Origin of the sequence: Curtobacterium sp. 9128 (assembly GCF_007673775.1) — a bacterium.
GTDB lineage: Bacteria > Actinomycetota > Actinomycetes > Actinomycetales > Microbacteriaceae > Curtobacterium.
The window spans coordinates 524,376-540,805 of the sequence record NZ_VEAF01000002.1 but is presented as its reverse complement, the minus strand read 5'-3'; the positions used below and the strand labels follow the sequence as shown (position 1 = coordinate 540,805).

Annotated in this window: 21 protein-coding genes; 9 read left to right on the top strand and 12 right to left on the bottom strand. The window is 70.1% G+C overall.

The genetic code is table 11. The features are described from left to right. Nucleotides 1-14: 14 nt before the first annotated feature. A complete protein-coding gene (locus tag FS641_RS05870) occupies nt 15-392 on the top strand; it encodes a hypothetical protein (RefSeq protein ID WP_144761265.1) in 378 nt (125 codons plus the stop codon). Nucleotides 393-525: 133 nt separating this feature from the next. Then, nucleotides 526-774: a hypothetical protein gene (locus FS641_RS05865; protein WP_144761262.1), complete on the top strand. Its 249-nt coding sequence runs from the start codon at nt 526-528 to the stop codon at nt 772-774. A gap of 36 nt (nt 775-810) precedes the next feature. On the opposite strand, the gene FS641_RS05860 is transcribed toward FS641_RS05865, so the two are convergent. Beyond that, the gene (locus FS641_RS05860; protein WP_144761259.1) at nt 811-1,968 is read right to left on the bottom strand and encodes an FAD-dependent monooxygenase; all 1,158 of its coding nucleotides are present in this window, start codon (nt 1,966-1,968) and stop codon (nt 811-813) included. A 196-nt stretch (nt 1,969-2,164) separates the two neighbouring features. Here FS641_RS05860 and FS641_RS05855 point away from each other — a divergent pair, with 196 nt between their 5' ends. The 4 genes from FS641_RS05855 (at nt 2,165) to FS641_RS05840 (ending at nt 5,436) form a co-directional block, all read left to right on the top strand. Further along, on the top strand, nt 2,165-3,046 hold the full coding sequence (locus FS641_RS05855; RefSeq protein ID WP_144761256.1) for a helix-turn-helix transcriptional regulator: 882 nt from the start codon (nt 2,165-2,167) through the stop codon (nt 3,044-3,046). Nucleotides 3,047-3,266: 220 nt separating this feature from the next. After that, nucleotides 3,267-3,986, top strand: coding sequence for an alpha/beta fold hydrolase (locus FS641_RS05850; RefSeq protein ID WP_144761253.1), 720 nt, complete (start codon nt 3,267-3,269; stop codon nt 3,984-3,986). Between the two features lie 65 nt (nt 3,987-4,051). After that, nucleotides 4,052-4,888 (top strand): alpha/beta fold hydrolase, encoded by an 837-nt coding sequence (locus FS641_RS05845; RefSeq protein ID WP_144761250.1) that lies wholly within the window; start codon nt 4,052-4,054, stop codon nt 4,886-4,888. Nucleotides 4,889-4,980: 92 nt separating this feature from the next. Further along, nucleotides 4,981-5,436, top strand: a complete 456-nt coding sequence (locus FS641_RS05840; protein WP_144761246.1) for a VOC family protein — start codon at nt 4,981-4,983, stop codon at nt 5,434-5,436. Nucleotides 5,437-5,578: 142 nt separating this feature from the next. On the opposite strand, the gene FS641_RS05835 is transcribed toward FS641_RS05840, so the two are convergent. Then, nucleotides 5,579-6,814, bottom strand: a complete 1,236-nt coding sequence (locus FS641_RS05835) for an LCP family protein (protein WP_186317593.1) — start codon at nt 6,812-6,814, stop codon at nt 5,579-5,581. A gap of 198 nt (nt 6,815-7,012) precedes the next feature. On the opposite strand from FS641_RS05835, the gene FS641_RS17955 reads away from it, so the two are divergent. Further along, nucleotides 7,013-7,474: a hypothetical protein gene (locus FS641_RS17955; RefSeq protein ID WP_186317592.1), complete on the top strand. Its 462-nt coding sequence runs from the start codon at nt 7,013-7,015 to the stop codon at nt 7,472-7,474. A gap of 36 nt (nt 7,475-7,510) precedes the next feature. On the opposite strand, the gene FS641_RS05825 is transcribed toward FS641_RS17955, so the two are convergent. The 6 genes from FS641_RS05825 to FS641_RS05800 all read right to left on the bottom strand — a co-directional run bounded on the left by FS641_RS05825 (nt 7,511) and on the right by FS641_RS05800 (nt 12,017). Continuing rightward, a complete protein-coding gene (locus tag FS641_RS05825) occupies nt 7,511-8,023 on the bottom strand; it encodes a GNAT family N-acetyltransferase (protein WP_144761240.1) in 513 nt (170 codons plus the stop codon). Nucleotides 8,024-8,408: 385 nt separating this feature from the next. Then, nucleotides 8,409-9,827 (bottom strand): MFS transporter, encoded by a 1,419-nt coding sequence (locus FS641_RS05820; RefSeq protein ID WP_144761237.1) that lies wholly within the window; start codon nt 9,825-9,827, stop codon nt 8,409-8,411. A gap of 145 nt (nt 9,828-9,972) precedes the next feature. Beyond that, on the bottom strand, nt 9,973-10,470 hold the full coding sequence (locus FS641_RS05815) for an RES family NAD+ phosphorylase (RefSeq protein WP_144761234.1): 498 nt from the start codon (nt 10,468-10,470) through the stop codon (nt 9,973-9,975). Nucleotides 10,471-10,474: 4 nt separating this feature from the next. Further along, the gene (locus FS641_RS18405; protein ID WP_231564086.1) at nt 10,475-10,633 is read right to left on the bottom strand and encodes an SH3 domain-containing protein; all 159 of its coding nucleotides are present in this window, start codon (nt 10,631-10,633) and stop codon (nt 10,475-10,477) included. Nucleotides 10,634-10,859: 226 nt separating this feature from the next. Further along, nucleotides 10,860-11,723 (bottom strand): DUF3592 domain-containing protein, encoded by an 864-nt coding sequence (locus FS641_RS05805; RefSeq protein ID WP_144761228.1) that lies wholly within the window; start codon nt 11,721-11,723, stop codon nt 10,860-10,862. 9 nt (nt 11,724-11,732) lie between these two features. Beyond that, nucleotides 11,733-12,017, bottom strand: coding sequence for a DUF4190 domain-containing protein (locus FS641_RS05800; protein WP_144761225.1), 285 nt, complete (start codon nt 12,015-12,017; stop codon nt 11,733-11,735). Between the two features lie 244 nt (nt 12,018-12,261). On the opposite strand from FS641_RS05800, the gene FS641_RS05795 reads away from it, so the two are divergent. Together FS641_RS05795 and FS641_RS05790 are read left to right on the top strand one after the other, a co-directional pair. Further along, on the top strand, nt 12,262-12,474 hold the full coding sequence (locus FS641_RS05795; protein WP_144761223.1) for a hypothetical protein: 213 nt from the start codon (nt 12,262-12,264) through the stop codon (nt 12,472-12,474). Nucleotides 12,475-12,566: 92 nt separating this feature from the next. Continuing rightward, the gene (locus tag FS641_RS05790) at nt 12,567-13,061 is read left to right on the top strand and encodes a VanZ family protein (protein ID WP_186317591.1); all 495 of its coding nucleotides are present in this window, start codon (nt 12,567-12,569) and stop codon (nt 13,059-13,061) included. 25 nt (nt 13,062-13,086) lie between these two features. Here the strand turns inward: FS641_RS05790 and FS641_RS05785 are convergent, their stop codons facing one another. The 4 genes from FS641_RS05785 to FS641_RS05770 form a co-directional block, all read right to left on the bottom strand. Next, nucleotides 13,087-13,710, bottom strand: a complete 624-nt coding sequence (locus FS641_RS05785) for a flavin reductase family protein (RefSeq protein WP_260855699.1) — start codon at nt 13,708-13,710, stop codon at nt 13,087-13,089. Between the two features lie 108 nt (nt 13,711-13,818). Continuing rightward, complete coding sequence (locus FS641_RS05780) at nt 13,819-14,328, bottom strand: hypothetical protein (RefSeq protein WP_144761217.1); 510 nt, start codon at nt 14,326-14,328, stop codon at nt 13,819-13,821. Between the two features lie 18 nt (nt 14,329-14,346). Continuing rightward, on the bottom strand, nt 14,347-14,853 hold the full coding sequence (locus FS641_RS05775; RefSeq protein WP_144761214.1) for a hypothetical protein: 507 nt from the start codon (nt 14,851-14,853) through the stop codon (nt 14,347-14,349). A gap of 237 nt (nt 14,854-15,090) precedes the next feature. Next, nucleotides 15,091-16,362: an LCP family protein gene (locus FS641_RS05770; RefSeq protein WP_144761211.1), complete on the bottom strand. Its 1,272-nt coding sequence runs from the start codon at nt 16,360-16,362 to the stop codon at nt 15,091-15,093. Between the last annotated feature and the right edge of the window lie 68 nt (nt 16,363-16,430).

Below are 16,430 nucleotides of genomic sequence, written 5' to 3'. Positions count from 1 at the left end.
TGATCGAGGCAGAGATGACCATCAGCAACCACACGGAACACCCGACGAACGCCGTCACCGGCCGTATGCGCTTCGCCGCCCTCCTGCTCGTCGCAGCGGCCGTGCTCACCGTGAGCACCTTCACCGGCAGCCCGGCGCATGCCGAGAAGATCGGTTCGCTGCTGACCTTGGGGTGCGGGAACAAGACAGCGCAGCTGAACTGGACGAGCACGGGAGAGGTCCACCTCTTCGGTTCGCCTGATCGAGACTCAGCCGGCACCAATCTGCTCCGCATCGTGAAGAAGAACGGCTCGTACAGCTACAACTCCGGCTACCACACCTTCACGTTCCAGATCGGTGCATCGACCGGCCACGTCACGAGCCTGAAGCAGGTCTGCGTCGCCCAGAACTAGCAACAGGACACCGACGCGCAGCGCGGACTGGAGGCGCGGTGCCAGCTGGCACCGCGCCTCCAGTCCGTCGTCCGGTCCCCGACCGGTCCGTGGGCCGAGGACGACGTGACCCGCTCTGGTCGGAAGGGGACCGATGTGTCCCGACCACCGGACGACGTCAGGCCCGAGCAGGTACCTGCGGCGTACCTTCCTCGCCCTGCTCGCCGTCGACGCCGTCGCAGCGGTCGTCGTCGTGGTCGCGAGCGTGTCTGCTCGGGCGCCGCTGTGGGTGCCGATCGGGAGTCGGCTGCGGCGCCTGGAACCACCCATGGTCGCCCCGCGCGACGTCGAGGACCACCCGACAGCAGACCGAGCGGGGGAGTCGGAGCCCACCCCTTCCTGACCACACCCGCGAGGAGTTCGTGACTCGACCGGTGGGTCATCCCTCGACGAGCGCTCCTGCGCGTCGGTACCGGCGGAGGTCCATGCCCTTGGCTGGCAGGTCGAGGATCCGCATGAGCGGCGAGGCGACCGATGCGGCGCGGAAGAACAGGTTCCGGAGACGGATGCCTCGCATCGTCATGGGTGCCAGGAGTGCGCCGGCGTTGACCTTGTGGGACGCGTTCGTGTACGGCCGGAAGCGGGCCTCGTACTCGGCGAGGGCAGTGGCGACGTCGCCGGCCGCGAGCCGCAGCTCGCCGGCGAGCACGTACGCGGCGACCAGGGCCAGGCCGGTGCCGTAGCCACTCAGGGCGTTGCCCCAGGCGGAGTCACCGAGCAGCACCACGCGTCCGCGGCTCCACTGGTCGACGGTCACCCGGCTGATGGAGTCGGTGTAGAACGACCTCGCCTCGGGGAACCGGTCGACGATCTCCGGGATGCGCCACCGTCCGCCGCGCAGCGCGCCCGCGATCTGGCGCTTCTGCTCGTCGACGTCGTCGCGGGCTTCCGGGAACCGGTCTGCGGCGACGACGATGAAGGTCGGTGCCTTCGATCCGCCGAGCATGACGGTCATCCCGGGCTGGCTGTACACGACGTCGTCGTCGCCGAGGTCGAGGTCCGCCAGGACGTAGTGGTGTCCGCGGTGCTCGACGAACTGCTCCTCGGGACCCCAGACCAGGCGGCGCACGCCGGAGTGCACGCCGTCGGCGCCGACGACGAGGTCGAACCGCTCCGTCGTCCCGCTCCGGAACGTCACCGTGACACCCTCGCCGTCGTCGACCAGGTCCGAGATGCGGTCGCCGAACCGGTAGTCGACGTCGTCCTTCGTCCGCTCGTACAGGACGGTCGCGATCGTGTCCCGCGGGACGTTGAGCTCGCCGGAGCCGAGCCCGCCGGGCGCGACACCGATCGTGCGACCGTGCTCGTCGACGATCGCCGCGTCCTCGTCGCGGATGTCGTACTGACGGAGCTCGTCGAGGATCCCCATCTCCCGCAGGACCTGCATGTGGGTCGCGCCCTTGAAGTCGACGGCCTGCCCGCCGGGGCGGATGCCGTCGTTCTTCTCGACGACGGCGACGTCGTGGCCGGAACGGCTCAGCCAGAAGGCGAGAGCGGGGCCGGCGATGCTCGCGCCGGAGATCAGGATGCTGGTCATGGGGGCTCCTCGTGTCGGTGGGACCACCATCCGCCCGGCCGCTCACGTCCCGCTGACGCGGCACTGACACCGGCACGTTCCCCGACGAGCGCGGCCGTCTTCGCCGGCGCGGCCCCTCCGTCTCGGGTGCGTCGAGGCGGTGGTACGGTTCCTGGTCATCTGCATGCTGTCGCGATGGAAGTGAGGAACCGCCGTCATGTACATGCGGGATCAGGTGCGCGGACCGAACGGTTTCTCCCCCTCGGCAGCCACGACGGTGCAGTCCCTCCAGCTCGGGCCGGTCGAGGTGCGGCGGATCCGATCGAGGTCGCCGGGAGACGACCCGGCGGCGGGCTACCGCGATCCCGGTGACGACCTCGTGTGGGCCTTCACGCTCACCGGCGCCGTGTCGGTGTTCGAGCGGAAGTCCGACTTCGAGACGCCCGTCGGCGTGATGAGCATGTCGCAGGTGTCACGGCTCCGGCTCTTCCGGCACACCCCCGACTTCGGATCCGTGTCCATCCGGCTCGACCGTTCCTCGGTGGGGCTCAGCTCGTCAGCGGTGAGCGCCATGAGCAACGTCGCCTTCCCCGGCCGTGAAGGCTTGCCCCTGGTGCTGTTCTCCATGGCACGGGAGGCACTCCGGAACTTCGACTCACTGGGCGAGTCCTCGAAAGCCGGGATCGCGCAGTCCTTGGTGGACCTGACCGGGGCCTTCGCCGACGACTTCCTCGGGCGGCACACGGCACCGGAGAAGGAACAGCGGAACCTGGTGGTGCGCGCTGAGCGGTTCATCGATCTGTACTCGGCAAGTCCCACCATCCGTCCAGACGACGTGGCGGACGGACTCGGGGTGTCGCTGCGCGTGTTGCAGAAGGCGTTCCAGCAGCACGGCCGAACGATCACGGGGCAGCTCCTGGAATCGCGTCTCCAGCGTGCCAGGACGTTGATCGACCGAGAATCGACGGCCGTCCTCCTCGGTCACATCGGGCAGCGGGCTGGGTTCGCCTCTGCGCAGCGGTTCAGCAAGGCGTTCGCTGCCCGGTTCGGGCAGAGCCCTCGCGACTGGCGCTCTGGTCACCACGACACCGCGTCCTGACTGACCCCGCACCGGACTTGTCGTCACACGTCCGCTTCCTTGTCAGCAGGCGAACGTGACGATCACCGCACATGAGCCGGGGGACGATGACCGTGCTCCGCACCGATGAGGCGAACGACGTCGTGGACGTCCGGGGAGGCGAGATGCGTCGATCCAGGGACATGGGTGACCACTTCGCCACCGCGCCGACACCTGCGGCGCCCGATCGAAGGGACCGACCATGCACACCCCCACCATCGTCCTGGTGCACGGCGCGTTCGCCGACGCCGCCAGCTGGGCACCCGTCACCCGCGAGCTCCTCGACCGTGGCCACACCGTGCTGGTGCCACCGGTCTACAACCGGAGCCTCGCCGAGGACGGCGCCTCCATCCGAGCGTTCGCGGAGCAGATCGACGGCCCCGTCGTCCTGGCCGGACACTCCTACGGTGGCGCCGTCATCACCGTCGCGGGTGCCGCGGACAACGTCGTCGGACTCGTCTTCGTGTCCGGGTACGTCCTCGAGGAAGGCGAGAGCCTGGGTCAGCTCCAGGGCGGATTCCCGGACTCCGACCTCGCCGCGAACCTCGTCTCCACGCCGTACCCGATCGCCGGGGCCGAGGACGGCACCGACGTGTCGGTGAAGGTCGAGGCGTTCCCCCCGGTGTTCGCCGAGGGTGTCGACCCGAGGACCGCGCAGGTCCTCGCCGTTTCCCAGCGCCCACTCACCGGCGCCGCGTTCGGTGAGCCGGCCTCCGTCGCCGCGTGGAAGACGACGCCCGGCTGGGGCATCGTGTCCGCGGACGACCGCACGATCAACCCCGACGTCGAGCGCTTCGGCTACGAGCGTGCCGGCTTGCGCAACGTCGTCGAACTGCCCGCACCGCACCTGGTGATGCACACGCACCCCCAGGACGTCGCCGACGTCATCGAGACCGCCGTCCGGGAGACCACCACCGACTAGGCGACCGTTCCTCCTCGTCGCCGCACCCGACCGACCACCACCACCGCACACACAGGAGAACGACCATGGGCTACGTGACCACCGACGACGGTGCAGAGATCTACTTCAAGGACTGGGGGAGCCACGACGCGCAGCCGATCGTGTTCCACCACGGGTGGCCGCTGTCCTCCGATGACTGGGACGCGCAGATGCTCTACTTCCTGGCCGAGGGCTACCGGGTGGTGGCGTCCGACCGCCGCGGGCACGGCCGGTCGTCGCAGATCGGCACCGGCCACGACATGGACCACTACGCCAGCGACGTCGCTGCCGTCGTCGAGCACCTCGACCTGCGCAACGCGATCCACATCGGTCACTCCACCGGCGGCGGACAGGTGGCACGGTACGTCGCCCGCCACGGGCAGCCGCAGGGGCGGGTCGCGAAGGCAGTCCTCGTCTCCGCCGTCCCGCCGCTGATGGTGAAGACGGAGTCGAACCCCGAGGGCACCGACATCGCGGTCTTCGACGGGTTCCGCGAAGCGCTCGCCGCCAACCGCGCCGAGTTCTACCAGGCAGTCGCCTCCGGCCCGTTCTACGGCTTCAACCGCGACGGCGTGACCCCGTCGGAGCCGGTGATCGCGAACTGGTGGCGCCAGGGCATGACCGGCAGTGCCATCGCACACCTCGAGGGCATCAAGGCGTTCTCCGAGACGGACCAGACCGAGGACCTCCGGGCGATCACCGTGCCCGTCCTCGTGCTCCAGGGCGACGACGACCAGGTGGTGCCCTACCAGGACGCCGCGGTCAAGCAGGCCGAACTCCTCAGCGACGCGACGCTCAGGATCTACGAGGGCTACCCGCACGGCATGCTGACCACCCACGCGGACGTCATCAACCCGGACATCCTCGCGTTCATCCGGAGCTGACACCGCGACGTTCATCGCGAACCCCCTCGAGGGTGCGGCCCGGAGCACGAACCGGGTCGCACCCTCCCCACGCCGAGACCGATACTGGTGTGATGACGTCACCGCTCGTCTCGGACGTGGCCCACGCCGGCCTCACCGTGGCCGACCTCGACGACGCGTTGGCACTGTGGTGCTCCGGTCTGGGCTTCGCGCTCGAACGCACCTTCACGCTGGACGCGGACACCACGGTCGCGACCACCGGCGTCCACGGAGCGGTGATCCGCGCAGCGACGGTCGCGCTCGGGGACCACCGAGTCGAGCTGCTGCAGTACACCCCGTCGCGGACGCTCGAGGCGGCCGCCTCTCCCGCCCACGTCGGCACGGTGCACATCGCGCTGACGGTCTCGGACCTCGATCGTGTGCTCGAGCTGTGCTCGCGCCATGGTTGGCGACCGGTCGGGACACCCCACCTGATGACCGGCGGAGCCCGGGCCGGCACACGCATCATCTACCTCGAGGGTGCGCTCGGCGGGTTCCTCGAACTGATCGCGCCACCACGGGTCCCGTAGTCGGCGGTGATTACCGACGCCTACGACCAGGGCTCATCGAACAGCGCTGGTGATGACCTCCGACATCGCCCGCAGCGACGTGAGGCCCACACCGGGCCCGGCTCGAACTGCTTCTCGAGACGCCCTCCTGCTCCTCGCGGGTCTAGCCGGAGCCCCTGGAGCAGGTGGCTTCTGCTGCCGTTTGGCCCGTGATCGCCGAGGGGAGGGCAGTGGATGTTGCTGATGTGCCCGGTGTGGCGTCCGTGGGTCCACTCGCGGGGGATGTGGGTTCGGTCGGACCGGCGGATGAGGGAGCAGAGCTGGGCTCCGAGGGTGCTGCGCTGTCCGAGGACTGCTTCGTGGCACCTCCACCGAGGGGTGAATCGTCCAGGTTCGTCTTCGCATCGGTCCGCAGTGCGACGGTGAGGGCCTGCGCAGGCTGCTCGTCGACGACGAGGCGATTGCCGTCTGCCGGATCGGGCAGGGTGGGGTACTGCACGAACAGCACCTTCGACAGGTCCATGCCTCTGAGGGTCAAGGCAAGCGACACCATCGTGTCGGGGCTGGTCAGGTTGTCGCTGAGGATCATGTTCGAGAGCGCAGCTCGCGCGAGTTCGTAGAGCTTCACCGGGTGCGACAGCGCTCCGCCCGGTGCGAGGACCTTCCGTGCCAGGGCGGACAGGAACACTTGTTGGTTGCTGATGCGTCCGAGGTCGCCGCCGTCTCCGATGCCGTGCCGGCTGCGGAGGAACGCTGATGCGGTCTGCCCCTCGATGGGGTGGATGCCGGGTTCGAGGTCGAGGCCGACGTAGTGGTCGTGGATCGGTGTCGCGACGCAGACGTCGACACCGCCGACTGCGGTCGACATGGCTGCCACGCCGTCGAACTTGAGGATGCCGGCGAACTGCGCCTCGACGCCGGTCAGCGACTGCACGGCTGCCACGACGCAGCGCAGGCCGCCCTGGTCACCGCCTCGGGCGAGGGCTTCGTTGAACATCGCACGCACCGCAGGTCGGGTCTGCCCGGAGTCTATGTCCACGCATGCTGGCAGCTCGACGATGGTGTCGCGCGGGATGCTGACGGCGGTCATCTGCTGATGGTCCGCGGAGATGTGGATCAGCATGGTGACGTCGTTGTTCAGGGTCCCGGGGTCACCTTCCGCCGCCGCGGTCTGGCCCTGGCGGGTGTCGCTGCCGACGACGACGAAGTCGACAGCACCACGGAGGGCTTCGGCGCCGGTCGTGCTCGGCTTTCCGCCGACCCCGATCCCGACGGTCTGCACCGAAGAACCCAGACTGCCGACCGCGACCGCCGCGACACTCGTCGCGCTCGTCACAGCGACCACGGCAGCGATGCCGAGCAGGCGCGCCGCTTCGAGCCACGCGGGACGGCGAGCCAATCGGCCGTGTCGAACGCCGACACGTACGTCGTTCCGATGATGCATGTCGATCCCCCTCGCCGCGAACGATAGCAACACGAGCGATGGTCACAGAAGACGGTTCTCATCGCGCGCGTCGGACCGACGGACGAGAGGAGCACGAGGAGTCTCGCTGCGCCGTCCTGCAACGGCTCGAAGCAGCTGAGCACTCTCCCCTCAGTGCTCGGTACCGATCAGGGGCTCGATGGCGTCGGCGAGCTCCTGGACCTGGCGTCGCCCATCGAGCTCGAGGTCAGCTCCGTGGCGGAGGAGCGGTTCGACTTCGGCCACGTGCCGTCGGATCGCCTCGCGTTCGCGCGACGAGTTCCCGTAGGGGTTGTTCGTCCGATGACGAACACGATGGAGCAGCACGTGGAGTGGTGCGCTGAGGAGGATGACGTGATCGAAGCGGTCGTAGAAGTCGGCCTGGTTCTCGGCAGTCCCAGCAACCACGACATGGTGGTGGGTCCGCAGGAGGTGAGCCATCTGGTCGGCGTGCCACGGGCCGCCGCTGCCGGCGGTCCAGCCCCTGTAGTCCGTGTCGACCGTGCGGTGGCCGCGGCGTCCGATTCGTCGAGCAAGGTCGACTTGCCAGCGCCGGACATGCCGGCGATCAGGAGCCTGCTCACGGGCACACGATAGCTCTTCGACCCCTTCCCGCCGCTCGGCCACGTCTCGTCAGCCGATCGGCTGTCGGACCCTGAATCGTGCCCAGGAGTCTGCAGGGAGCTCCGGCTGGCCCGGGACGGATTGGTGCTCGAACGTGCAGGTCGGGTCGAGTTCGGTCGCGACCGTGCGCCAGAAGTTCGCTGCGACCTCGTTACGGTCCTGGTAGGCGACCGCCCATCTCCCCGGGTGCGCCGCGGTCAGTTCCGTCACGGCGGCACGTCCGATCTGAGCGCGTCGCGCTCCGTGCGTGATGAAGAAACTGCTGATGACGTGCTCGTCCGTGTCCAGTCCGCGGAGGACCGCGAGTCCGACCGGGTGTGGTCCGAGGTGGAAGAGGTGTGCCGACCAGCCCGGCTCCGCAAGGCCGGCGTCGAGTCGTTCTCGGCGGAAGTGGCCGCGCTCGTCGGGGAGCGTGCCGGTGAACGCGGACATCTCGTGTCGGAACATGGTCCAGAGCTGTTCGAGCTGAGGGCGGTGTCGTTCGTCGGCGGTGGTGATGGTCAGGGGCGTCGGGGTGGTCATACGAGAAAACCTCCGCCGTGGTCGGCGGAGGTTTCGTCGTCGACAGTCTACCGCCCCGTCCCGCTCCCCACCGGTCGACAGGACACGGCCACGACGGTCCTCGTGTCCTCGTGCAACAAGCGGGGTCAGCGCTTCTCCGCCGGGAACGGCTTCGAGCGCCGAGGAGATCGGCGGATCGATCCGGGGCCCGGGCTGTACGAGGAGCGCTGGGTCCGGCAGATCGAGGCACCCAACCACCCGTCTCGGTGAACGATGGGCCACCGGGACGGGCGCTGGCCGACGGACGGGGGCCGGTCGGCTGCCGCGTGCACATGGGCAGCGTTCCGACCACCGGCGTGTCCGGGGCTGGCAGGCGGACCTCGCCCCCGTCGACGAGAGCCCGGCGTCAGTCGCTGGAGCGGGGCACGATCCGCGGAGCGCAGAGCCGAGCGAACACACAGAGGGCTCCCGCCAGGGCGAAGACCCCGGCGAACGAACTCGTCGATGCCGTGCCGCCGAGCGTCGAGAAGACGATGGCCATGGCGGCGAGTGCGATCGCCGACGCAGTCGCTTCAGCGATGGTGAGCGCGGAACTGTTGAAACCCTGGTTCGTGTCGTCCGAGTACGCGAGTGTGAGTGCGCCGAGCCGCGGGTAGATCAGTCCGATCCCAGCCCCGGCGAAGGCCCAACCGATCACCACGACGACGGGCGTCGCGCTGACGAGTGCCGTCACGAACAGACACGCGACGGCGAAGCCCAGGCTCGCGGTGCCCAGCCGTGCTGCCATCCGATGACCGATCCCCGGGAACCGCCCCTGCAGCCACGACGCTGCTGACCAGCTCAGGGCGGCAGCGGTGAGCGCGAGACCGGCGACCGCAGCTGACGTGCCGTAGTGGGAGACCAGCAGGAGCGGCACGTAGACCTCCGCGGCGAAGAAGGTGGCCGCCACCACCGCACGCTCGAGGACGACGCTCGGCAACCCGCGACGGGCACGGAGCGTTCCGGCTGGCAGCAGTGGACGGAGTGCGATCAGCGCGACGGCGGCGGCGACCATCGGGACGAGCCACTGTGTCGGTCCGCGCAACTCCGCGCCGAGAGCGATGACGAGCGCGGACGACGCGGTGAGCACGGCGAGGCCGATCCGCGCGAGTTCCGTGCGGCCGAGCCGGGACCGGTCCTCAGGAGCGTGGACGACGCGCATCGCGGGGACGATCAACGGCATCGCCAGCAGGACGAGCGCCACCACCCCGAGGAAGACCCAACGCCACCCGACCGTCTCGGCGACCAGCCCGGCGATGACCGGACCGACGAGGGAAGGGATGACCCAGGCGGTGGCGAAGGCCGCGAACACCCTCGCATGGAGGGCCTGCGGGTAGATGCGGGCCACGATCACGTACAGCGCTACGGTGACGGCCCCGCCAGCCAGACCATGGACCAACCGTCCGCTGACGAAGACGACCATGCTGGGCGCCAGCGCCACCATCATGAGCCCCGCTGCGAAGACGACCACGGAGACGAAGAGGGCGCTCCGCGGATTCCCCCGGTCGGACCAGATCCCGGCGAGGACCATCCCGACCACGCTGACGGCAACGGGACCGGCGAACGCGAACGCGTACAGTCGGGCGCCGTCCAGCTCTGCGCTGATGGTCGGCATGATCGTCGAGACAGCCAGGGCCACGAAGGCATCGAGCAGCACCAGCAGGAACATGCCGATCGTGACCCACCGGTACTGCGGGCCGAACACCCCGATCTCCCGCTGAGCTCCTTCCGGACTCGATGGGCGGAACTCCGACATGGCGATCTCGTCGTGGGAGGGGGTGGTCATGCCGTCACCGTACGATCTCAACGATGGTTGAGATCAATACCGCATGCGACGTCGACGCGGGATCGCCGGTTGGTCCTGATCCGAGTGCGTGACGGGGCGGCGGCTGGTCGCGTCTCCCGGACAGGAGGCGCACCACCCTCGGCAGTCAGCGGTCACGCTCTCGGATGCGCACGGTGGGGGCGCTCGGTTCGTTCCAGCGGAAGAGAACGAGATGCCAGAGATCGGGTCGTCTCCGCGAGGGATCGATCAGACCCGTCGCTCCGACCTCGACGAGGCGGTCGCGCACCGACCAGGACGCCGGCGTGCCGCCGGCTTCGGCGTCCTGTTGCCACGGTGCCATCGCGTCGGCGAGGTCGATCCCGATGCGCGACCGGGCGTCGGGGTCCCGCAGGTCGACGATGCCGGCTGCTTCGACGTCGAGCTCGATGATCTCGAGTGCGCTCGCCCTGGTGTCCCTGTGGGCGATCAGCGCCGCGTCGACGCCTTCGACCGAGGAACTCAGGTACAGGGTGGGCTCATCTGCTCGTGAGTAGCGGCCAGCGGCGCGTGACCCGGCGATCGCGAACCGGTGGAAGCGCGGGTCGATGGCCCGGTGGAACGTCCCACGGACGACCGGAGTGAAGAGCGGATCGGCACTGTTCATCGCATCAGCCTCGGTTGAGTTCGAGTGCCCGGTGGGGAAGCCACCCCTCGCGTCCGTCGGTCTTGCGACACCACACCCAACCGCTCTCGGGGTCGTCCCGGAGCAGGTGCACGACTTCCCCTTCGGAGGCGGGGATCTCCTGCGTGTCGTATGCAGTGCGCATCCTGGGCGGTGAGCTCGTCGTGTCGACGTGACGGACGGGCACCCACCCGCTCCCGTCCCGAGCGGTGACGAACACGAACGCCGGCCATTCGGTGTCACGCTTGCCGACCGCGACGGTGTCCCCGGCCTCGAACCGGTGCGGAGCTCGATCCGGGACGGTGTGATCGGCGCGCACCCTGCGGCGGGAGGGCGTCGGAAGTGGCGCACGAGGGGAGTCCTGCACGTCGTCACATCCCGGGCCGGAGGTAGTCATCAGGGCTGTCGCCACCGGTCACGGCCGCGAAGATCGACCGCTTGTCCGCCGGGTTCTTCGGGTCGTGGAGGACGGCTATGGTCGCACCGACCGTCGGGGCCGACCCGTGGGGGAACCCGTTGGTGCGCTCGACCCATCGAGTCTGGCCAGTGGCGTCGGTGAAGGTGAAGGTCCAGCGGAGGAGCGTGAGCGCCGCATCGGGGGTCGTCGTGCCGCTCACGGCGGTGACGGTCCCCGAGGTCCGGTGTCCAGCCGTAAGGAGCGCCGTGACGCGACCGCGACGGTTGCGTTGTCCGCGGCGGCCGATGGTGCCCAGCAGGAGCGCCACGAGCGCCAGCGCGGTGAACAGGCCGGGGAGCCACCAGGCGGATGCGTACCAGACCCAGCCGCCGATCCCCCACGCCGTGTCACGGCCGAACTCCGGGTCGACGGCGGTACCGACGCGGTCGGGGGCGGGCCAGAGGACGGTGGTGGTCCACCACAGTCCAGCAGCGGCTCCGATCAGCCATAGGCTCCCGGGGCCTGCGCCGGCGAAGTCTGCCGACCTGCCGGTGAAGCGGTGGTTCCATCGCGAGTACACCGCCACGGCGACCATGGATCCGAAGGCGGCCGTCGGTGCTGCCCACCACGGATGATCCGGGTCGGGGGAGTGCGAGAAGACGCTGTTGAGCTGCATCTCCCGGAACACGCCGGTGAACGATCCGAGGGCGTAGCCGGACACGGCGCCCGCGGCGACGACGAGGACCCCGCCGACCAGTGTCATCGTCAGGGCGACCGCGCTGCCACGGAGACGCGTTTCGCGGCTCTGCCTTGCGGCGGACGGATCAGTCGTGCTCATCGGCGATGATCAGTACTGCGTCGGCGTCGAGGAACCGACCACGGCGACGGCGATGATCAGGACGACGTACAGCGCGGTGATGACCCCGCCGACGATCACTGCTGCCAGTGCGAGCCCGCGACCGTTCTCCGAACGGGACTTCACCTGCGCGAGCGCGACGAAGCCCAGGACGAAGCCGATGAGCGGAGCGAAGAAGGCCAGCACGAGCGACACGATCGCGAGCGTGTTGGTCCGCGGCGCAGGGGCGTGGTGCGCGGTTGACGGGTACTGCGTGGAGGGCTGCTGAGAAGTCACGGCCAGGACCGTATCTCACATCTGTTTCTTGCGGGAACCGTCTCGAAAATCCTCTCCCGACCGCGAGCGCGCCGATTTTGTAAGCGCTTCCAGGTACGAGGCGCTCTTCACCGGGCCGCCGATCGACGTCGCATCGGAGATCGGCAGGGTGCTCCCGGACGGGGACCGCGTCCTGGTCCACTGCCAGGTGATCCCGAGCGGCTTCAGGCGCGGTGGGGGTGGCGACGGCGTCGACGGTCGGCTGGTGAACCTCGTGACCTCGGCGGGGAACCAGCTGCGGGCCGAGCACCTCGTCACCGTTCCGCGGACCCAGGTGGCCTCGATCGTCGACACCGGCACGACGGCGCAGGGTGGTGTCCCGGTTGCTCGGATCACCTTCGCTGACGGGTCGTTCGCCGACCAGCGGCTGATCAGCAAGCCCGGACCGGACTCCTGGGCGGTCGCCTCGACGCTCTGAGCGACCCGTGCGCCGCCCGCGTGCGGGATCATGGTCGACGACCACCCCGCGCGAGGAAGGCGACGCCCCTGCTCTCCACCCTCCTCACCCACGTGCCGTGGCTGCCGTTCGGGGTCCTCGTCGCGGTCGTCGTCGTCGCCCCGTTCCTCGGCGTCCTGCTCACGCGCACCCCGAGGCTGGCCCTGGTGCTGGCCGTCCTGTCGTCCGTCGCCGTTCTCGGGCTCACGCTCTCCCCGGACGGAGACCCGTCGCCCGGCGTGGCGTGCTCGGTCGGGCTGCCGTACCTCGCGCCGACGGCGAGCGAGTCCGTCGGGAACGTCCTGCTCTTCGTGCCCGTCACCTTCCTGGTCGGGCTCCGCTCGGCTCGCCCGGTGTCCGCGATCCTCGCCGGCAGCGCACTCTCCGTCGTGATCGAGGCGGTGCAGGCCCTCGTCCTCGGCATCGGTCGGGCGTGTGACACCGGCGACTGGGTGACGAACTCGATCGGCGCGGTCGTCGGCGGACTGCTCGCCGCCGCCGCCCTCGCACTCGCGCGACGCCGCGACCGGAACGCCCACGCCGACGCCTCGGCCGCGACCGGTTCCTGAGCGTGCCCGGGTCCGGTCCGGGGCGTCACCGGTACCACTCCTCGTCGATGCCGGCGAGGCGCGACGGCCGCAGTCGTCCGCTCAGCCCGTAGAACTGCTGGAACGCCATGACGAGCGGACGCCACCGGTCCGGGTCGATGCGGTTCGTCGTCCCTGCCGCGCGGATGTCCTCGTGCACGTGGACCCGTGCGACGGATGCCTCGAACAGGTAGGTGGCGTCGTCGCCCGGCTCCTGGTCCGCGAGTGGTCGCGCGTGGACGACCCGTGCCTCCAGGTTGACGGGGCACTCGTCGATCCGCTCGGCCCGGACGGTGTCCCCGGGCCGGCCGTGCAACCCGGCGGCGGCGAGCTTGTCCCGCACGTGCCGGTAGCCGACCGACTCCTTGCCCGCGGGAACGGGGGAGCGACCGGTCGTGAGGGCCAGGGTGTCCACCGCGGAGACGAGGTCGGCCGACGGCAGGTTGATGACGCACTCACCGGTGGCCAGGAGGTTCCTGGCTGTCTGTGACCGGCCACCCATCCCGAGGACCGCGGTGCTCCCCGACCAGAACACCGACGACATCGGCGCGGTGTTCGTGGCGCCGTGGCGGTCGACGGTGCTCAGGAGCGCCACGGGTGTGCCGAAGTAGAGGATGGCGGAATCGATCACGGTGTGCTGCACGGAAGGCCTCTCTGGGGGTGCTCGCGTCGGTCGCGGAGCACACCGAGTCTCCTGATCGGGACCCGCGACGTCTGGCGGGTTCCGGACGCGGCAGCGCTACCGGGGCGGGGTGGTCACGACGACCGCGATCACGATCGCCGTCGTCACGCCGACGGCGAGCACGCCCATGGTGACGAGGCCGAGCACCCTGGCGCGACCGGGATGGACCACCAGTGCTGGGGCCACCGCGACGACGGCGCCGGCCACGAACGACAGCGGTGACGACGACAGATCGACCTCGCCGGAGTCGCCAGCGGACCCGCTGAGCAGCCCGGACGTGACCTCTGGGACGAGCACCGCCGGGAGCAGGACCAGCGTCGTGAGCCCCAGCCACGCGACGGCACGGCGTCCGGTGGCGAGCACGCCGGTGACCGCGAGTGCCACACCGGCGACCACGCCGACGACGAGGATCGCCACCAGCCCGGCGACGCCGGTCATGAACGTCGCCACCACGGCGGCGTGGGTGGAGAACGCGGTGCCGACACCGATGGCGGCCGCGACCAGCGCGTGGAGCGGTGCACCCCAGCCCGCCCCGCGCGGGACGACGGTCCCGGCGACGTCCTTCATCGGGTCCTCCGGATCGCCCTAGCCGCCGTACCGCGCATCGACGCCCAGCGGCGAGCCGTTCGCAGCGCACGCCGTGGTCAGGGTCTGGAAGGCGTCGCCCCACCCTGCATCGTCGAGGTCGATCGCGAGGGAACCGGGGGTCTCGGGGTGGGCGGCGAGCCACTTCTGGACAGCCGTGACGCCCGCGCTGAGGGGACCCTCGGAGGGCAGCCGCTCGTACCCGTAGCGAGCGGCCGAGAACAGGGTCTGCTCCTGGGTCGCGTCGATGTCGCCGGCCGCGAGACCGGCCTGGGCGTTGGTGGTGATGGTCAGGTAGGCACTGACGTGGCCACAGACGGCGTGGGTGCCGGTGTCGGCGTCTCCCGGCTGGAGGGCCACCGTGCGGGCGCTCGCGGTCGGCGTCGCCGGTGCCGCAGCGGAGACGCCCGAGGACGAGCAACCGCTGAGCAGGAGCGCGACCGCGCCGACGGCGGCCACCGCTGCGACGCGACGACGGGTGGACTTCTGGGGCGCGCTGACGCTCATGTGACGATGATCGCCGAGCAGTCCTCGACTCGACGAGCGAACACGAGCACCGTCACCGGATCGTGATCGCTTCCGTCCCACCCGGGACAGCGCGCCGTCAGGTGCCGCCCTGCGCCTCCGCGGCAGGTCAGGATCGCGACCAGCGTCCGGACGGGAGGTGCGGTGCCAGCTGGCACCGAGCCTCCCGTCCGGAACGGGGTCCCGCCACCGGCACCGATGCGGTCGGCGGCCGCACCGTCACCGCTTCGCCGCACACGTCACGGTCGCCGCACTCTGGCCGGAGACGCTGTCCGGCAGCGCAGCCTGTGGCGACGGAGCCGTCGACTGCGCCGGCGCCGACGGCTGGGCCGCGGGGGCCGACGCCTGCGGTGCCGGCGTCGGCGCGGCCGACGGGCTCCTGACGGCGGAACGGCCCAGGCTGTCGGCGCCGAGCACGACTGGCTCGTCACGCTGGAGCACCCCGTCGAGGGTCTTCGCCGCGTCCTGCGCGACGATGACGAGGTTGTCGTTCGCGGGATCGGCGACGGTCGGGTACTGCACGAAGGTCATGTTCGCCAGGCCCACCGTGTTCACCGCGAGTGCGAGTCTGGCGAGTGTCGTCGGGTCGGCGAGCGTGTCCGAGAGGGTCATGTGCTTCGACGCCGTGATCGCGAGTCGGAGCACCTTGCCCGGGTCAGTGAGCGTGTGCGCGGACACCGTCTGGCGTGCGAGCGCCGCCATGAACGTCTGCTGGTTGCTGATGCGTGCGAGGTCACTCGCATCGCCGACACCGTGCCGTGAACGGAGGAACGCCGCCGCCTGTGCCCCGGAGAGGTTGTGGTCGCCCGCGGGCAGGTCGAGCGCCGGTGTCACGTAGTCGTCGTGGATGGGGGTCGCGAGGCAGACGTCGACGCCCCCGACGGCGTCGGCCATCGCCACGACGCCGTCGAAGGTGATCATGCCGGCGTACCCGATCTGGAGTCCGGTGAGCTGGTCGATCGTCTTCGCCACGCACGCGAGCCCGTGCTGCTCACCGCCGCGGTGCAGGGCGGTGTTGAGCGGGGCCGCAGCGGAAGCGGGGGTCGTCGTCCCCTGGTCGTTCTCGCACGCCGGGATCGGGACGACGAGGTCGCGAGGGAAGGAGACGACCGCCATGCTGGAGTGGTCGGCGGAGATGTGGACCAACAGGTTCGAGTCGTTGTTCCCGACGCCGGAGCTCGCTCGCTGGTTGAGGGCGTCGTCGAAGCCGGCTCCCTGCCCCTCTCGGGTGTCGGTCGCGACGAGCAGCATGTCCACCTCGCCCTGTTGTGCCGTCAGCTGCGGCAGCGGCTTGGCGCTCGTGCCGTCCATCGCGAGCGTCACCGTCGGCTTCGCGTGGCCGAGCACCTCCCACGACGCGATCGCCCCGACGCAACCGGTGCTCACCAGCCCGACGGCGGCGACGGCCGCGACGAGCTTCGCCCCGGTCCTGAGCACGCTCGACGGGCGTCGACGGCCGTGTCGAGCGGCCGGGGTCAGCTCGCGGCGCATCAGACGGCCACCCCGGTCGGCCGTGCTCCGGCGGAGGGACGACGCAGGGTCGGTGGGGTCATGCTGGT

Bases quoted from the DNA above. Each gene is read 5' to 3' on its own strand.
- FS641_RS05770 (WP_144761211.1), bottom strand. From the start codon at position 16,362: ATGCGCCGCGAGCTGACCCCGGCCGCTCGACACGGCCGTCGACGCCCG.
- FS641_RS05815 (WP_144761234.1), bottom strand. From the start codon at position 10,470: ATGAACAGTGCCGATCCGCTCTTCACTCCGGTCGTCCGTGGGACGTTC.
- FS641_RS05825 (WP_144761240.1), bottom strand. From the start codon at position 8,023: ATGACCACCCCGACGCCCCTGACCATCACCACCGCCGACGAACGACAC.
- FS641_RS05845 (WP_144761250.1), top strand. From the start codon at position 4,052: ATGGGCTACGTGACCACCGACGACGGTGCAGAGATCTACTTCAAGGAC.
- FS641_RS18405 (WP_231564086.1), bottom strand. From the start codon at position 10,633: ATGCGCACTGCATACGACACGCAGGAGATCCCCGCCTCCGAAGGGGAA.
- FS641_RS05870 (WP_144761265.1), top strand. From the start codon at position 15: ATGACCATCAGCAACCACACGGAACACCCGACGAACGCCGTCACCGGC.
- FS641_RS05820 (WP_144761237.1), bottom strand. From the start codon at position 9,827: ATGACCACCCCCTCCCACGACGAGATCGCCATGTCGGAGTTCCGCCCA.
- FS641_RS05805 (WP_144761228.1), bottom strand. From the start codon at position 11,723: ATGAGCACGACTGATCCGTCCGCCGCAAGGCAGAGCCGCGAAACGCGT.
- FS641_RS05775 (WP_144761214.1), bottom strand. From the start codon at position 14,853: ATGAGCGTCAGCGCGCCCCAGAAGTCCACCCGTCGTCGCGTCGCAGCG.
- FS641_RS05780 (WP_144761217.1), bottom strand. From the start codon at position 14,328: ATGAAGGACGTCGCCGGGACCGTCGTCCCGCGCGGGGCGGGCTGGGGT.
- FS641_RS05840 (WP_144761246.1), top strand. From the start codon at position 4,981: ATGACGTCACCGCTCGTCTCGGACGTGGCCCACGCCGGCCTCACCGTG.
- FS641_RS05850 (WP_144761253.1), top strand. From the start codon at position 3,267: ATGCACACCCCCACCATCGTCCTGGTGCACGGCGCGTTCGCCGACGCC.
- FS641_RS05855 (WP_144761256.1), top strand. From the start codon at position 2,165: ATGTACATGCGGGATCAGGTGCGCGGACCGAACGGTTTCTCCCCCTCG.
- FS641_RS05865 (WP_144761262.1), top strand. From the start codon at position 526: ATGTGTCCCGACCACCGGACGACGTCAGGCCCGAGCAGGTACCTGCGG.
- FS641_RS05860 (WP_144761259.1), bottom strand. From the start codon at position 1,968: ATGACCAGCATCCTGATCTCCGGCGCGAGCATCGCCGGCCCCGCTCTC.